21 protein-coding genes, 1 tRNA gene and 1 pseudogene are annotated in these 20,739 nt (G+C 39.0%); 10 read left to right on the forward strand and 13 right to left on the reverse strand.

Annotation, left to right across the window (positions count from 1 at the left end; genetic code table 11):
- Positions 1-146: 146 nt before the first annotated feature.
- The 6 genes from ACE3G9_RS05960 (at position 147) to ppiC (ending at position 6,906) form a co-directional block, all read left to right on the forward strand.
- Positions 147-1,808 carry an ATPase RavA domain-containing protein gene (locus ACE3G9_RS05960; protein WP_449218669.1) on the forward strand — a complete coding sequence of 554 codons (1,662 nt, stop codon included), beginning with the start codon at positions 147-149 and terminating at the stop codon, positions 1,806-1,808.
- 12 nt (positions 1,809-1,820) lie between these two features.
- Positions 1,821-3,269: an ATPase RavA stimulator ViaA gene (gene viaA, locus ACE3G9_RS05965; protein WP_417878915.1), complete on the forward strand. Its 1,449-nt coding sequence runs from the start codon at positions 1,821-1,823 to the stop codon at positions 3,267-3,269.
- Positions 3,270-3,515: 246 nt separating this feature from the next.
- A tRNA-Leu gene (locus ACE3G9_RS05970) sits at positions 3,516-3,602 on the forward strand.
- A gap of 153 nt (positions 3,603-3,755) precedes the next feature.
- Positions 3,756-5,483: a choice-of-anchor I family protein gene (locus ACE3G9_RS05975; RefSeq protein ID WP_449218670.1), complete on the forward strand. Its 1,728-nt coding sequence runs from the start codon at positions 3,756-3,758 to the stop codon at positions 5,481-5,483.
- A 396-nt stretch (positions 5,484-5,879) separates the two neighbouring features.
- Positions 5,880-6,563 carry a MaoC family dehydratase gene (locus ACE3G9_RS05980; RefSeq protein WP_417878917.1) on the forward strand — a complete coding sequence of 228 codons (684 nt, stop codon included), beginning with the start codon at positions 5,880-5,882 and terminating at the stop codon, positions 6,561-6,563.
- A gap of 64 nt (positions 6,564-6,627) precedes the next feature.
- Positions 6,628-6,906, forward strand: a complete 279-nt coding sequence (gene ppiC / locus ACE3G9_RS05985; protein ID WP_417878918.1) for a peptidylprolyl isomerase PpiC — start codon at positions 6,628-6,630, stop codon at positions 6,904-6,906.
- 78 nt (positions 6,907-6,984) lie between these two features.
- Here ppiC and ACE3G9_RS05990 read toward each other — a convergent pair whose 3' ends face one another.
- The 4 genes and pseudogenes from ACE3G9_RS05990 to msrP form a co-directional block, all read right to left on the reverse strand.
- A complete protein-coding gene (locus ACE3G9_RS05990; protein ID WP_449218671.1) occupies positions 6,985-7,752 on the reverse strand; it encodes an EAL domain-containing protein in 768 nt (255 codons plus the stop codon).
- Between the two features lie 157 nt (positions 7,753-7,909).
- Positions 7,910-8,701 (reverse strand): lipase family protein, encoded by a 792-nt coding sequence (locus ACE3G9_RS05995; protein ID WP_417878920.1) that lies wholly within the window; start codon positions 8,699-8,701, stop codon positions 7,910-7,912.
- 57 nt (positions 8,702-8,758) lie between these two features.
- Positions 8,759-9,393, reverse strand: a pseudogene (gene msrQ, locus ACE3G9_RS06000) (protein-methionine-sulfoxide reductase heme-binding subunit MsrQ).
- The gene (gene msrP / locus ACE3G9_RS06005; protein ID WP_417878922.1) at positions 9,393-10,403 is read right to left on the reverse strand and encodes a protein-methionine-sulfoxide reductase catalytic subunit MsrP; all 1,011 of its coding nucleotides are present in this window, start codon (positions 10,401-10,403) and stop codon (positions 9,393-9,395) included. Before msrP ends, msrQ begins: the two are co-directional and overlap by 1 nt.
- A 321-nt stretch (positions 10,404-10,724) precedes the next feature.
- On the opposite strand from msrP, the gene ACE3G9_RS06010 reads away from it, so the two are divergent.
- Together ACE3G9_RS06010 and ACE3G9_RS06015 are read left to right on the forward strand one after the other, a co-directional pair.
- Positions 10,725-11,264 carry a cytochrome b gene (locus ACE3G9_RS06010; protein ID WP_449218672.1) on the forward strand — a complete coding sequence of 180 codons (540 nt, stop codon included), beginning with the start codon at positions 10,725-10,727 and terminating at the stop codon, positions 11,262-11,264.
- Positions 11,265-11,275: 11 nt separating this feature from the next.
- On the forward strand, positions 11,276-11,845 hold the full coding sequence (locus tag ACE3G9_RS06015) for a YceI family protein (protein ID WP_417879475.1): 570 nt from the start codon (positions 11,276-11,278) through the stop codon (positions 11,843-11,845).
- A 156-nt stretch (positions 11,846-12,001) separates the two neighbouring features.
- On the opposite strand, the gene nadE is transcribed toward ACE3G9_RS06015, so the two are convergent.
- On the reverse strand, positions 12,002-12,832 hold the full coding sequence (gene nadE, locus ACE3G9_RS06020) for an ammonia-dependent NAD(+) synthetase (RefSeq protein ID WP_449218673.1): 831 nt from the start codon (positions 12,830-12,832) through the stop codon (positions 12,002-12,004).
- A 179-nt stretch (positions 12,833-13,011) separates the two neighbouring features.
- Between nadE and ACE3G9_RS06025 the strand changes: the two genes are divergently transcribed.
- Complete coding sequence (locus tag ACE3G9_RS06025) at positions 13,012-13,572, forward strand: nicotinate-nicotinamide nucleotide adenylyltransferase (protein WP_417879476.1); 561 nt, start codon at positions 13,012-13,014, stop codon at positions 13,570-13,572.
- Here the strand turns inward: ACE3G9_RS06025 and ACE3G9_RS06030 are convergent.
- Positions 13,567-14,178 (reverse strand): hypothetical protein, encoded by a 612-nt coding sequence (locus ACE3G9_RS06030; RefSeq protein WP_449218674.1) that lies wholly within the window; start codon positions 14,176-14,178, stop codon positions 13,567-13,569. The genes ACE3G9_RS06025 and ACE3G9_RS06030 overlap by 6 nt on opposite strands.
- Before the next feature lie 257 nt (positions 14,179-14,435).
- Here ACE3G9_RS06030 and ACE3G9_RS06035 point away from each other — a divergent pair, with 257 nt between their 5' ends.
- Entirely contained in the window at positions 14,436-15,563 is a 1,128-nt protein-coding gene (locus tag ACE3G9_RS06035) for a 1-acyl-sn-glycerol-3-phosphate acyltransferase (RefSeq protein WP_417878925.1), read from the forward strand.
- A gap of 79 nt (positions 15,564-15,642) precedes the next feature.
- Here the strand turns inward: ACE3G9_RS06035 and ACE3G9_RS06040 are convergent, their stop codons facing one another.
- The 7 genes from ACE3G9_RS06040 to ACE3G9_RS06070 all read right to left on the reverse strand — a co-directional run bounded on the left by ACE3G9_RS06040 (position 15,643) and on the right by ACE3G9_RS06070 (position 20,693).
- Positions 15,643-15,957, reverse strand: coding sequence for a DUF406 family protein (locus ACE3G9_RS06040; RefSeq protein ID WP_449218675.1), 315 nt, complete (start codon positions 15,955-15,957; stop codon positions 15,643-15,645).
- Between the two features lie 107 nt (positions 15,958-16,064).
- Positions 16,065-16,862, reverse strand: a complete 798-nt coding sequence (locus tag ACE3G9_RS06045; RefSeq protein ID WP_449218676.1) for a heme ABC transporter ATP-binding protein — start codon at positions 16,860-16,862, stop codon at positions 16,065-16,067.
- Between the two features lie 14 nt (positions 16,863-16,876).
- Positions 16,877-17,911 (reverse strand): FecCD family ABC transporter permease, encoded by a 1,035-nt coding sequence (locus ACE3G9_RS06050; RefSeq protein ID WP_417878928.1) that lies wholly within the window; start codon positions 17,909-17,911, stop codon positions 16,877-16,879.
- 7 nt (positions 17,912-17,918) lie between these two features.
- Positions 17,919-18,803 (reverse strand): heme/hemin ABC transporter substrate-binding protein, encoded by an 885-nt coding sequence (locus tag ACE3G9_RS06055; protein WP_417878929.1) that lies wholly within the window; start codon positions 18,801-18,803, stop codon positions 17,919-17,921.
- Positions 18,793-19,218 carry an ExbD/TolR family protein gene (locus tag ACE3G9_RS06060; RefSeq protein WP_449218677.1) on the reverse strand — a complete coding sequence of 142 codons (426 nt, stop codon included), beginning with the start codon at positions 19,216-19,218 and terminating at the stop codon, positions 18,793-18,795. The genes ACE3G9_RS06055 and ACE3G9_RS06060 overlap by 11 nt, the downstream gene beginning before the upstream one ends.
- On the reverse strand, positions 19,215-19,913 hold the full coding sequence (locus ACE3G9_RS06065; protein ID WP_449218678.1) for a MotA/TolQ/ExbB proton channel family protein: 699 nt from the start codon (positions 19,911-19,913) through the stop codon (positions 19,215-19,217). The genes ACE3G9_RS06060 and ACE3G9_RS06065 overlap by 4 nt, the downstream gene beginning before the upstream one ends.
- Positions 19,914-19,916: 3 nt before the next feature.
- Entirely contained in the window at positions 19,917-20,693 is a 777-nt protein-coding gene (locus ACE3G9_RS06070) for an energy transducer TonB (protein ID WP_449218679.1), read from the reverse strand.
- Positions 20,694-20,739 lie beyond the last annotated feature (46 nt).

Here is a 20,739-nt window from a genome sequence, read left to right on the forward strand (position 1 = left end):
GATGGATTACACTGTCCACACTTAAGTAACTTGGGTACAGACCTCATTAAAATGAATAAGCTAATTGATCCATAATAAAAAAATGATTCACCTTTCGGTCAGAATAAGACAAAGTGTTAGTAAGGAAATATTTAGAAGAGGGATGCATGGAAAGCGCACAAAAAAGAACCGCTACAGAACGTTCATTGTTATCAGAAAGAATCAATAAATTGGTTCAAGCGCTGTCCGATGGTGTTTACGAGCGAGAAGACACCATTAAACTATGTTTATTGGCCGCGTTATCCGGTGAAAGTGTTTTTTTACTTGGCCCTCCGGGGATTGCTAAAAGCCTCATTGCTAAGCGTTTGATTCAAGCCTTTGAAAGCAATAGCTACTTTGAATACTTGATGACACGATTTTCTACCCCAGAAGAAGTCTTTGGCCCACTAAGCATTCAAGAATTAAAAGACAATGGACGCTATGTTCGTCTTACGGATGGATATTTACCGACCTCACAAGTGGTGTTTTTAGATGAGATCTGGAAAGCAGGTCCGGCGATACTAAATACACTACTTACCGTGGTAAATGAAAAAACCTTCAAAAATGGCAGTGATATTGAACCTATACCAATGCGCTTATTGATTACTGCATCCAATGAACTTCCAAATCAAGACAGTGGTCTCGAAGCATTATATGATCGTATGTTGGTTCGTGTTTTCGTTAACCGTATTCAAAACAAGCAAAACTTCCACTCGATGTTAACGGTTGGGACTCCGCAAGAAGCGAAGCTTCCAGAAGGGCTCGCCATTAAAGATGAAGAGTACTATCGCTGGTTAACTGAACTTGATCAACTAGAGCTCTCTGAAAGTACCTTTGAACAACTTTACTACTTAAAATCTAAGCTTGAAGCAAAAGAGCAAGCATCTTCATCGACGGCAGTAGAAAGTGATTTATATGTGTCAGACCGTCGCTGGAAAAAGGCGGTTAAACTACTAAAAGCCAGCGCCTACTTTAATGGTAGAGATAGCATTAACGCGCTTGATTTACTGCTACTGCAAGATTGCTTATGGAATTCACCACAATCTCGTTTAATTGTTCGTGAATGTATTGCTGAGTTCGCGAGTGAACAAGCCTATCATCAGGGGGCTTTACGGGCTCAAATTGAACAAAAGCAGAGTAAATTAGCCGAGTTGGATAAATCGATCACTCAGCGATTCGCTATGGCTTTATCGTCGGATGTAGAAGGGACGATTCGCCGCAAAAATATTTATCAATATGACTTATCAAAAGCTAAAAAATACCGCGTCGGTAATACATCGGATTTAGTTAAGCTTGTTCTATTAGAAACCAACATGTCAGTGACAAACCACGATACCGGTGATAGTCGCTGGGTTTACATTCCTTATAAAGAGCTAGAGCAAATTATTAAAGATGGCGGTGGGGAAGCGTATGGTTTTGTGAATAAAAAAACCAATCTATGCCGCTTCCAATTTGATGTAGATGTAGAACAGCGTTTAGTCATTAAAGATATAGGCAACCGTGCCATTACCATTACACTGGCAACCGAGCAAGGTTTTGATCCTGATGTAGTCACACAGTGGCAATCAACAACCGAGTCAGTAGTGAAAGAATTGACTCGCTTAGATTTCGATGTACGTAAGGCTCGTGAAGCGTTTCACTCTAGTTTACCTCATAGCTTCTTGGATAAAGCTTTATTACTACAAATCGAATCAAGCATTCAAGAGCTTACTCAGCTTACTGACGCGATCAAACAAAAAACCGATGAGGCGATGGAACAAGTTCATCGCTTGCAAGAAGCATTTGAGTAATGAGCGATTATCATGCTTGGAATTGATGCTTTAGATATTGCGGTTTTATTAGCCGATGCTGAAATGATTGAAGTGGCCTTACAAGATTTAATGGGCCGATCTCAGTTATTGCCTTTGGTTGAGGAAAATAAAAGTGTTCGAGGGATGGTTAAATCGCAACTTAAACGCTGGAAAAGTAAAGTTGCCGCTAAGGTTGATAACATTCCCCATACCAAAGAAATCAAACAAGAATTGGCGTTATACCAGGAAGTCATTCATTGGAGCGAAGTGGAGTTTATAGCGAAAATTGACACGCTGCTTGAGCAATTACAATCGTGTTCAGAGTTTTATCCTGACGCTAAAAAAATCTTGTCATCCTCCAATGCTAAATTGAACCCCATGTTGCCTCACTATTTTTGTCAGCAGTGGTATAACCGCATTGTAAGTAATGTTCAGAAAATTCAAGAGTCTCAACTGGAACTAGAAAAGCAAGAAGAACTCAAACAGCTACGTAAACGTTTAGAAAATATAAAGAAAATGGAACAACTTTGCCCCAATGAAGATGCTGGAACTATTGCTGGACGAATGTGGGACATGACTAATATCAGCTTATCAAAAAGTGATTGGTCCGTAATGAAAGAGCAGGCCGATTTTTTAAACAAGCATCCAAAGTTAAAAGATATTGCGGAGCAATTAGGTCGAATGGCCAACCAAAAGGATTCTAATGAGCCGCCTAGTTATTGTGAGGGGATTCGTTTTGAAGAAGAAAACTCTCAACAAGCGACTGACGATATTGTTGGTATTCACGAAAGTGATGATTTAAATAAACTACTCCCTAATGAGCTGTTATTTCTTACCTATCCAGAACTCGAAGTAGTGTTTTATAAACACCTGATTGATAAACGCTTGATGAATTACCAGATGGAAGGAAAAGCCCATTCATCGAAGAAAGTCACGGCAATGGAACCTATTCCCGCTAAAGTCGAAAATGATACCGGCCCATTCATTATTTGTGTCGATGCATCTGGCTCAATGCGTGGCTTTCCTGAGCAATGTGTAAAAGCTATTGCCTTTGCGTTAATGCAGATAGCCTTGGCTGAAGACCGTGACTGTTATGTAGTGTTATTTTCTACAGACTACATCACTTATCAACTAACCAAACAAGATGGGCTAAGGGAAGCGAGTGACTTTCTTTCCTATACATTTCATGGTGGTACCGACTTAGAGCCTGCCATTTCAGAAGCAATAAAACAAATGCAAGGAGACAAGTATCAACATGCTGATTTGGTTATTTTGTCTGACTTTATTGCCCCAAAACAATCCAAAGCTATGATCCAGCAAGTTGAAGCACTAAAGCAAAGAAATAACCGTTTCCATGCAATAAGTTTATCAAAGTACGGAAACCCAGAATTGATGAATATCTTTGACCATGTATGGTCTTATATGCCTAGTCTGGGACAAAAATTGGTAAAGCAAAAGTAGGATACTCATCAAAGTTTATTAGCATTTTAGGAAGTTTGGTTGGATTTTTGAGCATTCAAGCTAAAAAGATTAAATTTATTATTGACTCAATCGCTCAGTCCAGTAAAGTAACAAACATTGTTTAAACAGCTGATTCTTTACTGTTTAATAAACTATTTATTAACATGGCAAATGTGATGTTAAAGATGATGTCTTAACTTTTCATTTAACTGCTAAATGGTTAGGCGCATCGCAAAAGAATTGCGTGCCCTGGTGGTGGAATTGGTAGACACAAGGGATTTAAAATCCCTCGGCGTTCGCGCTGTGCCGGTTCAAGTCCGGCCCGGGGCACCATCTATATCAAAGGCTTACCGATTTCGGTAGGTCTTTTTTATTTCTCATATCTCAAAATTTCTTCTCGTAATCAAATCGAAATATTGCTGTCATTTAACATTCAAATATAACCTAGAGCATAGTGTTTTCATTATCCAAGGAAGATAGAACACAATGAACACTAAGTTATTACCTGTATTATCTGTATTAGCACTCAATCTCTCTGCTTTTCCTAGTTACGCACTTACGATGGATCTGGTCGGGCGTTATCAAACGGGAATTTATGGTGAAGCTGGCGCCGAAATTATCGACTATCATCAAAGTACACAATCAGCTTACGTGGTTAACGGTGCGAAAAACCGCATTGATATTATTAAGTTAGATAACTTATCTTCGGAAGCGATTAAAAATTCGTATACTGCCAACACATTAAAAGCAAACCAATTAACCCTACCTAAAGAAGTGGTCACCGCAAATAATCAAACTATGCAACTAGGTGCGGCTAACTCATTAAGCATCTATGGTGACTGGTTAGCGGTGGCAGCCGCGAATAAAGAGAAACAAGAAAATGGTGCCATTCTTTTCTATCACATTAAAGCTGACCAGCCAAAGCTGATTAAATCCGTTGAAGTTGGCGCTTTACCCGATATGGTGACATTTACTCCAGATGGTTCAAAGGTCGTGGTTGCAAATGAAGGGGAGCCGACGAATGATTACCAGCATGATCCTGTTGGCAGTATTGGCGTGATTGATTTCAATAATAACGGCCCTGTTGATACCGCTGTTTTACTTATGTTTGATAAATTTGAAAAACAAAAAGAACAGCTGATAAAACAAGGATTCAAATACGCGAGTCCAAAAGGACACTCACTAGCACAAGATATTGAGCCAGAATACATTACTGTCAGTGCTGATAGCCGTTATGCTTGGGTTTCCTTACAAGATAATAATGCTTTAGCTAAAGTCGATTTAGAAAAAAGTAATATTGATGTGATTTACCCATTAGGTCTGAAAGATTATGGCTTAGAAAAGAATGGGATTGATGCAAGCGATAAAGATAAGGCGATTAACATCCAACCGTGGCAAGGGGTTTATGGTTTATATCAACCCGATACGATTCATAGTTATACCGTTAACGGAAAGAGTTACATTGTCACGGCTAATGAAGGCGATTCACGAGATTGGTGGTTTGAGGCGAGCGATAAGCAAACCTGTATCGATGCCGGCGGTGAAAAGTATGATGAAGAAGATGGCTGCCTAGCCTACAGTGAAGAAACTCGAGCAGCAAAATTACCGTTAGCTGACAATAACCCAGCAAAACAAAACATGAGTAAACAAGCGCTTGGTCGTCTTAAAGTGACAAAAGCAATGGGGGATGAAAATGCTGACGGTTTGTATGAGAAAGTTGTCAGTTTCGGTGCTCGATCGTTCTCTATTTGGGATGAACAGGGGCTACAAATTTTTGATAGTGGAAATGAGTTTGCCAATGTGATTGCCGAACGTTTTCCAGATACCTTCAACACTAACGAGACTGAAAACAAAATGGACAATCGCTCTGACGATAAAGGCTCAGAGCCTGAAGCGCTTGCAATAGGGGAAATAGATGGCAAGACCTACGCTTTTATAGGCTTAGAGCGTATGGGTGGCATCATGATTTATGATATCAGCCAACCAAATCAATCTAAGTTTGTCGATTATCAGTTGAATCGCGATTTGACCGTTGATTTTGAAATAGACGATTCAACCCAGCCAATCACTTTAAAAGGTGATTATGAAAAAGCGGGGGATTTAGCGCCAGAAGGTATGCGTTTTATAAGTAAGCAAAAAAGCCCAACCAATCAAGCATTGTTACTGGTAGCAAATGAGGTAAGTGGTAGTGTGTCAGTCTATCAACTCAAATAAAGCGACCTAGAGACCAAATACTTAAATACCTGATTATAAGAGTAAGCCTTGTTGAGATAACAAGGCTTTTTTAGCTATCTAATTTGCTTTTTAACTATTTAATTTGAAAAATAACAAAAAGTGACCAAATATGAATAGAGTGAAATATATCCAACTAAACTAAGGCATTAATCTCTTTTAAAAAGACGCGTTAAAAGTCATGATTATGTCAAATTCACTACAAATAGAAAATTTATATAATACCGATAAGTAATTGATATAAAAGGATTGTCATATAATTGCAATACAGTTGTACGCTCGAAAGTATTTGCACGGATATGTGAACTGGTTCAAAATTATCGTTTAGTGAGTAACTGGTAAGAGTTCTTCTAACATCTTATAGGGCAAAGACTGAACATGAAAGTCGTTGATATTATCAAGCACAAAACAGATTCTTTAGCGAAACATCAATTTGAATTAAAAGATTTGATGTCGCCAGTATTGAGAGAATACTGGGCTGATTTTATTAATCGTGCGAATTCTCAACAAATATTTCCTTGGCTGAAAGATCATCAAACACCCGCTGTTAATGAAGAAGTCGTACCTACTGTTGTTCCTGAAATAGAAATGTCACCGGAAGCAGAAGCCTTGTATCTTGAGTTAAGTGAAAAGATTGACCAAGAAATTCATGTAGGTGACTGGATGTCAGTTGATCAAGATCGCATTAACGCTTTTGGCCAAATCACCGAAGACATGCAATGGATTCATACTGATGCCGATCGTGCGGCAACAGAATCACCTTTTAAAACGACTATCGCACACGGTTTTTTAACGTTATCTTTATTGTCTCGTTTAACCGATAGTGTTGATGAGGAAAACCCGCCATTTCCAACCGCTAAAATGACAGTTAATGTTGGACTGAATGAAGTTCGCTTTCCTTATCCCGTTAAAGCTGGCAATAAGATCCGTGCTCGTAGCAAGCTTTTGAAAGTGACACCAATCAAACGTGGTTTAGAAATCGAACGTGAAGTAAAAGTTGAAATCGATGGTGTAAGACGACCAGGTTGTGTCGTCGTATCGGTGATCCGTCTTTACTTTTGATTCAGATTTATTATATAGAATAGCGCCGATAATATGGGCGCTATTTTTATTTAGAGAGGTTAATATGGCACGTACCGCCGCGGCACTGCACATCTTAGTTAAGCATGAGTCTCAAGCAAAAGACATTCTACAGCAGCTTAAGAAAGGCGCTAAGTTTCAAGCATTAGCTAAGAAGTACTCAACATGTCCATCGGGCAAAAAGGGGGGTGATCTAGGGGAGTTCCCTAAAGGTGCAATGGTTCCTGCTTTCGATAAAGTCTGTTTTAGCGGAGAGTTAATTACACCTCATTTAGTTAAAACTAAATTTGGCTGGCACGTCGTAAAAGTACTTTATCGCACTTAATTATTCGATAGTTAAACAATAAAAAAGCGTTCACTCCAAAGTTGAAGTGAACGTTTTTTTGTATCTGAAGCAGAGAGCTTACGCTGCTGGGATCATTGGTTCAGGCATGCCAAGGAAATATCCTTGATACATATCGATACTTAATGCTTGCATGGTATCTAGCTGTTGTTGAGTCTCAACGCCTTCAATAACGGTTTGAGCATCGTAAGCCTTGGCGATAGCCATTGCTTCTAGGAGGTTGTCTTGTTTGCCTTTCATGTATTGCTCTAAAAGCATTCGATCAATTTTAACAATACTCGGGTTAATAAGATCAACACGTTCGCTATTTGAATATTCCGAACCGAAGTCATCAATCGCAATATCAAACCCATGCTCATACATCTTGTTAACAGATGCCTTCAGTTGTTTAATATTTTCACAATGAAACTCAAGTAATTCGAGTACGATTTGATTTGAGCAAAGATTAAGCTTGTTAAGCTCTTTTAGAAAACAAACTTCATGCGGGCAATAGGATTCTAAAGCTTTAAAACTATTAGGTAAGAAGTTTAAAAATAACTTAATTTTTTTATGTTGGGAATCAACAAAATTATTGATGTGTAGAATTCGACTAATAAGGTCTATTGCGCTTTTTTCATCTTGATCTTGGTTATCATCTGAAAAGTAGTCGCCAGGGCAGATGTGTTCACCAGATTCGCTTTTCATTCTTAGCAATGCTTCAACACCAACAATCGTATTTTCTTGATTAAAAATAGGCTGAAAAACAGTACTCAATATTAAGTTCTTATATCGTGCAAAATGATTACCACGCTCGTCTTTAATAAAATACATGTCGAATTTTTTTGACATTGATTCAGGTGCTCAATTACTACTAAAAATTGTGTTTAAGATACCAAATACAAGCAATATCAGCTATCTATTTAATATGAGAAAAACGTTTTTTTAACTCAGATCAATATTGATTTTTAGAGATAAAATCAATTGTTTGAGGAATGTTTCGCTTATGTTATCGTTCATCAAAAAAATCTTTGTCACGTATATACTTACTCATTAAATGATAAGAAAATGGTCTGATTAACCAACTCAATAATGAACGACCTAACCGTAAAATTGTCGGGGTATTTTCATAAACACGTCCATTGTATAACCACAACATTTTTCCTACATGCCAATACATAAATGGAATAGGAGGTAGAAAGGTGACGATATCAATATCACAGCAGACACGAAATGTTCTTCTTGTTAATTGATAACGTCGTCGAAACCGCCACCCTCCGATGGCAGGCTGACCAAAGGTCACTACACGTTTTATGATATTCGGGTGCTTTGTCTCTAAATAATCGGCAAACACTAATCCAATAGCACCGCCAGAAGAGTGCCCGGTAATACTAATTCTTTTACCTTCCTCTATCAGCGGGGTCAGTATCGTCTCTAAACGGGTATAAACAGAGTCACCCAATCTATCGTCACGATGAGATGGTATGCTTTCTTGGTGTAATAAATAATAAAAGCCAGCATGTATGGAATATGGCAACCCTAAGGTAGGAAGACAAGATTTATGCCACATTGCAAAGTTTAACAGCCAGTCACTTATGCTATGCGAGCCTTTAATAACAACAATCACTTCTTCTTTATCTTTACACCACAATACACGGATTAAGGTTTTTCCTTTGGCGTTATAGATGATGCGTTGGCCATTGGGATCAAAACCATACCGTGTTTGCTTAAAAACTCTAGGGTAGGCCAATTGGCAAAGGATGGCATAACGTTCGTACTGGTAGCGTTTGAGTGTCTTCAAATATAAAAATCATGGTTATTAAAGTAATCACTACCATGCCAAACAATGATTAAGGAATTATGACTTCGAACTCTTTTTTGTTGCTGATGCTTTGCTCGGTAGTAAGGTATCGAGCCAACGTAGAACTTTCTCTTTTCTTAGCCATAGTAATAATAAGGATCCACCAATATAAAGGCTTGGTTCTAAAATTTCTGATTTAACCGACCAGTAAAAGTGAATTGGCGCGAGTATGGCGGCGAGATACACCCAATTGTGTAATTGCTGCCCATTTTACGTTGCACCGCTTGTGTGGAAGTGATGGTTAATAACAACAAGATAATCCAAATTACCGCACCTAGAACGAGGTAAGGACGTTTAATGATTTCACTACCGATTAATTGCCATTGTAAAGCCAAATCCAACCAAGCAAATGCCGTTAAGTGAATGACTGCCCAAGCGAAGCTATAAACACCTAACAAGCGCCGCACTCTAATTAACGGACCTTGTTTGATTTTTTTCGCTAGTGGTGAAATGAGTAGTGTAATTAACAGGGTATTAAGTGCTGCTTTACCGGTAAAGTGAATAATCGGCTGAACAGGGTCTGCCCCTAAGTGCCCATTAATCACGGCAAAGGCCAACCAAGTAAATGAAAATATTTGGGTTAAATGTATGAATACTTTTAGCCCAATAATGTGCTTTGGCTTTAAAGGCATTAATAATTTCGCTTTAGGTCTAGATCTTTATACAACGAGGCAACTTGCTCACCATAACCGTTAAACATCAAGGTTTCTTGTCGAACGGAACTAAATACACTGCCTTCACCAATAAATCGTTCACTTGCTTGGCTCCACCTAGGGTGGTCGACATTTGGATTCACATTGGCATAAAAACCATACTCATCAGGAGCAAGTAAATTCCAAGTAGTCGGTGGTTGTTTTTCAAGTAAATGGATTTTGACAATCGACTTAATCCCTTTAAAACCGTACTTCCAAGGTACAATAAGTCGTAATGGAGCACCATTTTGTGGCGCAAGAGTTTTACCATATAAACCAACCGTCATTAAGGTCAGTGGATTCATGGCTTCTGCCATGGTTAAACCTTCTACGTACGGGTAGTCAATACTTGAAAAACCACGTTGACCAGGCATTTGTTCAGGATCGTAAAGCGTTTCAAATGCGACATATTTGGCTTTACTGGTAGGTTGAACCAATTTCAATAGTGACGCTAATGTAAAACCTAACCATGGAACATTCATCGACCATGCCTCTACACAGCGGTGGCGGTAGATACGTTCTTCAATCTCCATATTCTTCATCACATCAGCCATATCAAGTTTTACCGATTTGGCGACTTCACCTGTAATTTCTATCGTCCAAGGCGTGGTTTTGAAATTCTTTGCTTGCTCTGCGGGTTCGCCTTTACCTGTACCAAACTCATAGAAATTATTATAAGTCAGGACCTTATTTTCTGGTGTCAGTGACAATCCTTTTGTTGAATACTTCGACACCGCGCCTTCTAACGTAGTTCTTGAATCTTTCGCAGTGAGTTTTTCATTTGATGAACTGAATACATCAAATAAATTAGCATGAGCCTGAGATGCAAAAGGGGCTACTGCTGCGGCAATACCTAGTTTTTTAACAATATCTCTACGCTGTTTATAAATAGACTCTGGTGTAGCCTTATTTTCACTTAAAACCCAAGATGGACGTGATTTAATCAACATAAAATAGTCCTTATTGAAGACGATGATAGAGATATACTTTTATAAGACCGTAATACTGTTCAATTAATTTCAAATATAAATACTGAATGTATCTTAAATGATTAATGGGTTTGCACTTACACTTCTTGACAAAATTTTTGTTACATAAAAGTAACCGTTAATTTATATTTATAATTCCTTAAATTTCTAATGGTTGTCACAATGTATACAACATGGTCAAAAAAATTGAACAAGTTGTACAGAATAAACTCTTATCTTCTGTGAATGTTTTAGTAATACTAAGACGAAACAAGAATAACTTTCATATATGGAATTAGTTACATGAATCAAGTTGTACATAGCTATAATCTTATTAGCAAAATTAACCATTGGATCTCTGCTCTAGTCATTATTGGCTTATTTGCTGCTGGTCTATGGATGGTTGATTTAAGTTATTACAGTACTTGGTATCAAGATGCGCCACATTGGCATAAATCAGTCGGTTTATTACTCGCGGTTTATACTGTGTTTCGGGTGATTTGGCGCTTATTTACTCATTCACCAGAAATAGAAGGGACTTCATTTGAAAAAATTTCAGCGAAAATTGCTCACTTGTTAATGTATGCGTTATTGTTTGGAATTTTTATTTCAGGTTATCTCATTTCTACTTCTGATGGCCGTGGCATTGATATTTTTGATTGGTACACAGTGCCATCACTCGGCGCACTATTTGAAGACCAATCGGATATTGCAGGTCTGCTACATTATTACTTTGCATGTATCTTGATAGGTTTAACATCCATACATGCGATTGCAGCACTAAAACATCACTTTGTTAATAAAGACAATACGTTACGAAAAATGACAGGAGCGACAAAATGATCAAAATGGAAATGAAAAAATGGCTAACAACTGCTGGTTTATGTGCCACTATGGTACTACCTATGGGGGCAATTGCAGCGGATTACCAAATTGATACTAAAGGCGCACATGCCTCCGTAAATTTTCGTGTAAGCCACTTAGGTTATAGCTTCACACAAGGTCGTTTTAATGATTTTGAAGGTACCTTTTCTTACGACCCAACCAATGTTGAAGCTTCAAAAGTGAATGTTGTCGTTAATACTAGCAGCATTGATTCAAATCATGCTGATCGTGACAAACACATTCGTAGCGATGATCTTTTAAATGTGAGTAAATTCCCTGAAGCGACATTTACGAGTACTAAAGTAACTGATAAAGGCAACGGCAAATTAGCGGTTGATGGTAATTTACAATTACATGGTAAAACGGTTCCAGTAACGATTGATGCTGAATTTATCGGTGCAGGTAAAGACCCATGGGGTGGTGAACGTGCAGGTTTTAAAGGTACTACTCGTCTAGAAGTAAAAGACTTTGGTATTAAAGAAATGGCAGGGGCAACTTACGTAGATTTAGACCTTTATGTTGAAGGTGTTAAGCAGTAACGGTTAAAACGTATACTTACCCATATAACAAAGGCTCGCTAATTAAATTAGTGAGCCTTTTTTCTTTTATTTGACACCATGGCTTTTTTTCCAACGTAACTTTAATGTTTAGTCGTAAAAAGCCTTGTTATAAAATCTTTATTGTAATAAAAAAGCTTAGTCGTAAATTGTCGGGATAGGCTGACGCTTATGTTGCGTCGATTTATAAATTCCAACTAAACGCTCAATCACTTCTTGCGTTACTGGTTTACCTTCTAAGAAATCATCAATTTGGTCATAGGTTAGGTTTAACGCATCTTCATCAGCCTTTTGTGGAGCAAGTTCTTCAAGATCGGCTGTTGGTACTTTATTCACTAATATCTCAGGCGCACCAAGTTCAGCCGCCACTTGACGCACTTGGCGTTTGCTTAAACCAAACAGTGGCGCCAAATCACACGCACCGTCGCCAAATTTAGTATAAAAACCCGTAATATTTTCTGCAGAGTGGTCTGTGCCTAACACTAGGCCACCAACATAACCGGCCACTTCATATTGAGCCACCATACGGGCACGAGCTTTAACATTACCTTTCACAAAGTCGACTTTTGCCGGATCGCTTGGTAGTAACCCTGTACCATTTAGTGCTTCATGGCTTGCGGCGTGCAGCCCATCAACACCGGCCTTGATATTCACCGAAATAGAGTGAGTCGGTTGAATAAATGACAGTGCCACTTGAGCTTCATCTTCGTCTTTCTGATCACCATAAGGTAGGCGTACTGCGATAAATTGGTAGTCAGTTGTATTGTTTTCTGTATTCAGTTGATTTACCGCTAACTGAGCAAGGCGACCACAGCTAGTGGAATCTACACCGCCACTAATACCGAGAATTAATGATTTACAGCCAGATTGCTGCAATTTTTTCTTGATAAAAGAAACTCGGCGAGTAATTTCAAATTGAGCATCGATAATGGGTAGGACTTGCATTTCTTGACGAATGAGTTGCTCCATGAGAATTCCTTATTGTGCAGCAAAAAAATTATAAATTAAACTGTGATTGCCATCATATAACTATCCCCAATTGACCTCAAGGAGTGAGTCTAGTCCATACCCAAGTAACTTCAGTGTATACCTTTATCTCGTTTCACTGTATGACTAACAATGGTAATCTTGTACTTATTTTGTATCGACTGAGGAACTTCTGCTTCGTGAATATTGCAATTTTTGGTAGTGCATTTAATCCGCCAAGCTTAGGGCACAAAAGTGTACTAGAAAGACTCAAGCATTATGATTTGGTTTTGTTAGTGCCAAGTATTGCTCACGCATGGGGAAAAGACATGCTCGAGTATTCCGCTCGCTGCGAGATGGTTGAAGCTTTTATTCGAGATGCTAAGCTAGACAATTTAAAAATAAGTAATATTGAAGCGGAGATTTTGCAATCAAATGGAGAGGGACAAGGGATCTCAGTAACGACCTATGCAGTAATGACGGCGTTGCAAGAACGCTACCCACAAAGTCAGCTTACCTTTGTTCTCGGCCCCGATAACTTTCTAAACTTTGGTCAATTTTATAAAGCGGATGAAATTACAACCAAATGGTCAATATTGGCTTGCCCTGAAACATTACCGGTTCGTAGTACTCAGATCAGACAGCGTCTTGCCAATCATCAATCGATTAACGATCTGATTACGCCCTCAGTTGAGGCATATATTCAAGAGCATAAACTTTATAATTCAAAAGATGCGCTATGAACTCAACGATTTATTGGCAATGGTCAAACACAATTGTTCAGCCTGCTGGGTATTTGCCGAAAACACCTCATCAATAATACGTTCTGTTTTAATGCCTGATGCACGAAGTTTGAATGCTTGTCTTACTTTTAATGCCATTTGCAGTGAGGCGTGATCAATACTCGGTATCTTAGTAGCATTTTCTAGTGTTAACACGGAATCATCTAGCTGAGGGCTCAGTTTTTCAAGTTCAAAATCTACGATTTCCAGCCATTTTTTCTGCTCATTTTGGCTTGGGTCGAAAGGGGATTGGCTTAAGGTATCTAGCAAAACATTGAGTAATGCTGAGCGTTGAACCAAACCCGCTTGGTGGGGGTAGTTCTTGGTTGAACGTACCGATACTTCTATTTCAATCAATGAACAGTTTGGAAAATAGGTTAGGGAGTTTAAACAGTCAAAAGGCAACCAGAAAGTATCGCCCGCATTCATCACATATTCCGTTTTCCCTAAGCGCACAGAAACAAGGCCACTTAAAACAGAAATTAACTTATGCTTTATCGTCTTTTTACGTGCGGTGATGTGTAAGAAAGGATATTGATATATCTGGTGAGCGATTAAATAGTTCATGAGCCATTTTTTAACGATTAAAATTTAGCGTTAAGATACCGTTTTATAGTCACCTTTCCAATCACTTTAATCCCTATCGTTCTTGTTTTAGCACAATAAAATTAAGGGTTTTGTTAAACTTGAACATTCATCTATTCACTAATTTAACGAATTCAGGTAATTTACGCATCCCAATTGGTTTTGCTTTGAGATTGCTCCTGTCTATTTGGAGCATATCATCGTAAAATTACCCGTTTATTCATAACTGCAGTAAATTAATGAGCATTGATAACGATCCATACAAAGAAATTCGTCCTTATAATGATGATGAAATCCCAGCGGCTCTTGAGCGTCTAATTAATGATGATAGCTTCATTAATGCGATCATCAAATATCGTTTTTCTCATAAGCCGGCCTGGTTTAAAAAGCTGGTTTCTCCTGCGATAAAAGTCTATCTAAAGATCAAATGGTCAAAACTCAAAACCGTTGATGATATTCAACGTGAAGTTGAGCTTTACATGGGTTCAACCTTAAATAAGACGACCAATGGCGTAACGTACTCAGGTCTAGAAAAGCTCGACCCTGAGCAAGCTTATCTGTTTGTTTCTAATCACCGTGATATTGCCATGGACCCAGCATTAGTTAACTGGGGCCTTTATAATAATGGACATAAAACCGTTCGCATCGCGATTGGTGATAACTTATTAAAAATGCCTTGTGCGACAGAGATGATGAAGCTAAATAAAAGCTTTATCGTAAAACGCTCAATTAAAGCACCGCGTGAAATGATGAAAGCGTTAGGTCTACTGTCTTCTTATATTAAACATTCACTAGAAACGCAGAATTCTATTTGGATTGCTCAACGAGAAGGTCGAGCCAAAGACGGTAATGACATGACAGAACCGGCTATTTTGAAGATGTTTCATGTAGAAGGACGTCGCCAAAAAATTGCATTTCCTGATTACATTAAATCACTCAAAATTGTTCCGGTTTCTATTTCGTATGAAAATGATCCTTGTGATATCGACAAAGCCAAAGAGCTTTATGAAATCGAAATGAATGGTAAATACGAAAAAACAGAATTTGAAGATATTGCCAGTATTGTTAAAGGTATTATTGGTGAAAAAGGGCGTGTACATGTTAGCTTTGGTGATGTGATCACCGATGACTTTGAAACATCTGATGAACTTGCCAAAGAATTAGATCGTCAAATTCATACACTGTATCGTTTGTACCCAGTAAATTTATTAGCTGCAGGTAAGCAAAGCGATACCATCACAGAAGAAGTTGAAGCTAACTTTGCTAAAAAATTAAAAGCGTTACCGGCTGGTGCTCAAGAAAAATTGGTCGCGATGTATGCTAATCCGGTTACCAAGAAAAACGAAGTCGAGCAACTAGTAGAATAACCGACGACTAAAACCCAGTTACAAAAAAAGCAACTGATTGATTCAGTTGCTTTTTTATTACCTAAGGAGTAGGTCGGAATTATTGATTCAAAGAACGACTTTGTAGTTCAAAAATTAACTTTTCAGCGCTACATTCAAACTTAATGCGAGCGGTCAGTTGCGTGGCATCATCGGCAACATTTTCAATGTCACTTTGATAGTTTGAATTCACACGCTCAGCAAGTTGAAGATAAGGTTGTAGTTGAGCCATTAATGTCTCTTTACCTTGAGCCAAAATGGTTACTTCAGCAACATCATCACCTTCTTTGATGATGAATCCCATTTCCGCACTACAACCACAAGCTTCGCATACTTCATTTTCTGCACTTACTTCTAACTCTGTTTCTGTTGTCATATGTTTATCCTCGTACAAAAACTGTGGGTACTTTACGCCTGATTTTAGATTAAAACCAGAAAAAAGCATTGAGCTAAAACAAACCCACAGTATATTACCGCTAGTGACTAAGCTGGCATGATGACAGGAAACTCATGTTGAGGATGTTTTGATAGGAGTATTTTTTGTCCATAAACTTGCTCTATATTCGATGCAGTCAAAGTATGCCAAGCATTGCCATCACTTATAATGTCACCTTGATCGAGTAGTAAAATTCTATCTGCATATTGGGCTGCTAAGTTTAAATCGTGCAACACCACCACAACCGCCGTACCCGTTTTAGCCATCTCTTTAACTAACTGCAATGTATTGTGCTGATGTGCTAAGTCGAGCGCGGAAGTGGGTTCATCTAACATAAAAATGCGATTAGATTGAGCATAATGAAGCTGAGTTAATACTCGTGCTATGTGTACTCGTTGCTTTTCACCGCCAGATAATTGAGGGTAAAGCTGTTTGGCCATAGTGAGTATGCCTACTTGCTTCATTTTTTCTCTAGCTATAATACTGATCTCAGCTTTAGAAACATTTAGTGGTAAACCGCCTAACTCAACGACTTCTTCAACTAAAAAAGGAAATGATAGGGTGCTGTGTTGGGGTAATATACCCAAGTGACGTGCAAGCTGCTGTTTATCCCAACTTTCTGCAGGCTTACCAAAATATTTCAAACTGGCATTTGAATTCGTTTGTTGTGAGAGTGATGCTTCTCCACATAATAACTTTAATAAACTGCTTTTTCCTGTGCCGTTAGGACCAAGTAAAGCCGTGACTTCTCCTAGGCAGATATCTAAGCTGACATCATTTAAAATCTGCTTTTTTCTGTATTGTAGGGTGAGGTGCTGTGCTTTTATGGCGATTTCATGCTGCATATTTTGAACCTGCATTAGATAAAACGTCCCTTTTGCCTAAATAGAAGATACAGAAAGAAAGGGGCCCCTACGAGAGCGGTAACAATACCGACAGGCAGTTCCGCTGGCATCACCGCCACTCGTGCAAACATATCCGCAAGGGTTAACAGTAAAGCACCTAACAAAATAGAAACAGGGAGTAAGGTACGGTGATCCGGCCCAACCAACATTCTACCTAGGTGCGGAATTACGAGCCCCACAAAACCTATCATGCCGCTTAAGCTAACTGTCACACCAACACCGACTGCCGTGAGTAAGATCAAACGACGCTTGAGAGATTGAATCGGTACGCCAAGATGTTTAGCTTCCGATTCACCTAGCAACAAGGCATTTAAAGCCGGGGCTTGTTTAATAAATAGAAACGATAATAGCGCCAATGTTACGCTAGCTAGAGTAATACTAGGCCAGGTTGCACCTGCTAATGAACCCATAGACCATAAAGAGAGATCTCTTAACATTTGGTCATCAGCAATAAAATTTAAATAACCAATCGCAGCTCCCGATAAGGCGCTAATAGCAACACCTGCTAATAGCATAATGGTAACGGATGTCCCTAAGTTACTCGTGCCCAGCTTATAAACAATAATTGTCGTTAAAGCACCCCCAAGAAAAGCAAATATCGGAACCGCAGCGAAATTCATAAAATTAGGGTAGAAGCTTGTTATGTTAGAAAATAACACAATCGCAAGTGCAGCACCTAAGGCGGCACCTGCGGACACACCGATTATGCCAGGTTCAGCAAGTGGGTTACGAAATAGACCTTGCATCACCGCTCCGCATAACCCTAAAATCCCACCAACCAACAAGCATAGTAATGTTCTTGGCAAGCGAACTTGATGAATAATTAAAGCGACATGTTGGGGGAGATCTGCATTTGATGGCAGAAAACTCATGATGCTGTGAGTCAAGCTAATCTGCATAGGCCCAACGGCTATCGACACCAGGCTTGTGATAATCGTAAGACTAGCAAACAGTAATAAAATAATGGGTAGGGAAGCTTGTCTTAACATATTTAACTTATTCGCTTGGGTAAATTAAAGGCTGAATACGCTCAGCTTCAGATAATGTTTTTAAGCCCACACCGCCAACTAATGCCTTACCATCAATTGAAATGATGTTATGAGCTTTTCCTGCTGGGGTTGCCGCTAACATAGGCATTTTTTTTAAAATCGCTTCCGCGCCCCCTAAGTCATCTAAGCTACGACCACTAATTAAAATAACATCAGGTTGCATCTCAATCATCGATTCAAGTGAAATCGGCTTGTATGAATCGAGAGATGCTGCGGCAGGGTTGATAGCACCAATCATTTCAATTAAAGCATTTGGTGTTGTATGGTTGCCGGCTACATTTGCAGGTCGCCCATCATGGATAAGTAAGAACATCACTTTCTTTTTATTTTGTGGTTGATGAGACTGTAAAGTGACAACTTGTTTATCCACATTTTGCTTAATACTGGCGGCTTGTTGCTGCTTTCCGGTAATGTGCGCAATTTGATCAATACGCTTATCTAATCCTTCAATTGTCGTTTCGTTATTGACAACCTCTACCGAAATACCAGCTTGTTTTAGTGTATTGAGAGTCGAATCTGGGCCCATTTCATCCGAACCTATTAATAGGCTTGGTTGTAGCGCCATCAAACCTTCAGTAGAGAGTTGACGGTGGTAACCCACTACCGGTAATGATTTTCCACTAGGCTGATCACTGGTCACATCAATCGCTATTAATTGCTCTTCCGCACCCAATGCTTCAATAATTTCAGTTACGGCAGAACCTGCACTAATAATACGTTCAGTTTTGCTATCAGTATTAGAATCCACAGTATTAGAAGCTAAAGCATTAGCAGAAAAGCTTGCAATAACTGACAATAAAACCGTTAACGACTTCTTATTGTTATTTAACATTGGTTGGTTCCTCCATGAGAATTTGAGTGGCTGAGATGTTTTGCTGTTGAAGGAAGCCAAATAACTTCACTATATGTTGTATTTCAGCGTGCTTATCCGCGGCAATAATCACTTCTTTTTTAGGATCTTGCGTAACGGTAGTCGTTAAAGACTTTTGAAATTCTTCCCAATTAGGAGAAGCTTTCCCATCAATCGCCCAGTAGGGTGGCTGGTTTAATATATTGATTGTGATGGATTGTTTCTCGACAACTTTCGTTTCACCTGATTCCGTTGATGGGAGTTGCACTTCTAATGAACTCAACTTAACGGAAGCGGTTAGCATTAAAAAAACCATCACAATAAAAATAATATCGAGAAGCGGGGTTAAATCTGGGGTAATAGGAGATGAGTAAATAGCTATATTTGAACGAATCATTTTTCAACCTGCGTTTCTGTTGAGGTTAAATGACTAGACTCTATTGATGGTGTTTTTACAGAGGGCAACATATCGACACCTTCAATCCATAAATTGACTTGATTCATCGCATGTTCAAGTTTGCTAATAAGCTGCTCTGACCATAAAGTGAAAAGCTGCGCGCTAACAATTGCCGGTAGAGCGATAATTAAACCTGCCGCTGTAGTGCGCATCGCAATACCTAAACCATCAGCAAGATCGTTTGGCGTAATATTGCCAGAACTCGCCGCCACACCTTTAAACATATCAATGAGTCCCAAAACGGTGCCTAACAGGCCGATTAATGGGCTGATAACACCGATAAGAGAGAGGATCTTTAAACCGCTTTGTAACTGATGATGCTTTTCTTGTAGCCAAATCCCTGCGACATCTTCACGCAATGACTTAGATAAAGAAGATTGACGAAGAAGTAATGAAACGCCTTGATAAATCACAGCACGACGTTGAACAAAAATATCTGCTAAATGTTGAACCTTTGCCGTTTCTGATGACTTAATTGCAGATAATGAATTTGATATTTGAGCTCGTCCAACCGAGTGATTAAAGACCACATGAATTAAACGCTCGACAATAATAATCAAGGTAAGCAAAGAACAAATCATAAGCGGCCAAGCCATTAAGCCAAGCAACTGTTCTATTTGAGAAATAAATATCATTGATTAATCCAACTTGAAACGAATAGGAACCTGTACTCGATGTGCGATCGAAGTACCATTGATTTTACGTGGTGAAAACTTCCACTTTTTTATTGCCTCTAGAGCAGCTTGATCAAGCATCGATGCACCAGAGGAAGACAATAAGTTTTGCTTAATTTGTTGACCATTTTCATCGAGCCAAATTTCATACATAGCCGTGCCTTCAATGCCTCGGCGCTGAGCTAACCTAGGGTAACGAGGCTTTGTTGGCGGAGCTAAAAAGCTTGGTTGTTCAATGAGAATTGGCTTTTCACTTACGCCTTGCTTTGCCGAGCTTGCAGGGGAGGCTTGAGCGGAAAGTTCTTTTTCGATAACGGGTTCAACTTGAGCCTTTGGCTGAAGCTTATCTATTGATGGATCTTTTACAACGGAGCGTTTTGATACCGGCTTTTTCTCTATTTCTTTTTTAGCAACTGTTTGTTTTTCGATAGCGTTTTTCTTTTTAACGGGCTTTGGCTTAGTAACAGGCTTTTTATTTACTACAGGCTGCACCGCTTTAGAGGGAGGTGGTATAGGCTCAGTTTTTTCAGAAGATGACTTTAGGTTCGTCGATTCAGTTGGCTTTATCTCAGATTTGTTTGATGTAGAAGGTGATGGGACCTTAACAAACTGAAGTGAAATTGTGCTCGCTTGAGTACCAACAGGCATGGCAAAAGCTTTTTGCTCATCAAATTGACTGACTAATGCAGCATGAGCGCCAAAAGAAATAATTGCAGCACAAGTATAACGACGAACGTTCACATCAAATCCTTTAGAACATAAACTTAACTTTCAACGATTATTGATC

This window comes from Vibrio sp. E150_018 (genome assembly GCF_053544035.1).

Bases quoted from the DNA above. Each gene is read 5' to 3' on its own strand.
- nadE (WP_449218673.1), bottom strand. From the start codon at position 12,832: ATGGAGCAACTCATTCGTCAAGAAATGCAAGTCCTACCCATTATCGAT.
- ACE3G9_RS06030 (WP_449218674.1), bottom strand. From the start codon at position 14,178: ATGAACTATTTAATCGCTCACCAGATATATCAATATCCTTTCTTACAC.
- ACE3G9_RS06065 (WP_449218678.1), bottom strand. From the start codon at position 19,913: ATGATATTTATTTCTCAAATAGAACAGTTGCTTGGCTTAATGGCTTGG.
- ACE3G9_RS06055 (WP_417878929.1), bottom strand. From the start codon at position 18,803: ATGTTAAATAACAATAAGAAGTCGTTAACGGTTTTATTGTCAGTTATT.
- ACE3G9_RS05980 (WP_417878917.1), top strand. From the start codon at position 5,880: ATGAAAGTCGTTGATATTATCAAGCACAAAACAGATTCTTTAGCGAAA.
- ACE3G9_RS06060 (WP_449218677.1), bottom strand. From the start codon at position 19,218: ATGATTCGTTCAAATATAGCTATTTACTCATCTCCTATTACCCCAGAT.
- ACE3G9_RS06040 (WP_449218675.1), bottom strand. From the start codon at position 15,957: ATGACAACAGAAACAGAGTTAGAAGTAAGTGCAGAAAATGAAGTATGC.
- ACE3G9_RS06010 (WP_449218672.1), top strand. From the start codon at position 10,725: ATGAATCAAGTTGTACATAGCTATAATCTTATTAGCAAAATTAACCAT.
- ACE3G9_RS06035 (WP_417878925.1), top strand. From the start codon at position 14,436: ATGAGCATTGATAACGATCCATACAAAGAAATTCGTCCTTATAATGAT.
- ACE3G9_RS05990 (WP_449218671.1), bottom strand. From the start codon at position 7,752: ATGTCAAAAAAATTCGACATGTATTTTATTAAAGACGAGCGTGGTAAT.
- ppiC (WP_417878918.1), top strand. From the start codon at position 6,628: ATGGCACGTACCGCCGCGGCACTGCACATCTTAGTTAAGCATGAGTCT.
- ACE3G9_RS05960 (WP_449218669.1), top strand. From the start codon at position 147: ATGGAAAGCGCACAAAAAAGAACCGCTACAGAACGTTCATTGTTATCA.
- ACE3G9_RS06050 (WP_417878928.1), bottom strand. From the start codon at position 17,911: ATGTTAAGACAAGCTTCCCTACCCATTATTTTATTACTGTTTGCTAGT.
- ACE3G9_RS06045 (WP_449218676.1), bottom strand. From the start codon at position 16,862: ATGCAGCATGAAATCGCCATAAAAGCACAGCACCTCACCCTACAATAC.
- viaA (WP_417878915.1), top strand. From the start codon at position 1,821: ATGCTTGGAATTGATGCTTTAGATATTGCGGTTTTATTAGCCGATGCT.
- ACE3G9_RS05975 (WP_449218670.1), top strand. From the start codon at position 3,756: ATGAACACTAAGTTATTACCTGTATTATCTGTATTAGCACTCAATCTC.
- ACE3G9_RS06015 (WP_417879475.1), top strand. From the start codon at position 11,276: ATGAAAAAATGGCTAACAACTGCTGGTTTATGTGCCACTATGGTACTA.
- msrP (WP_417878922.1), bottom strand. From the start codon at position 10,403: ATGTTGATTAAATCACGTCCATCTTGGGTTTTAAGTGAAAATAAGGCT.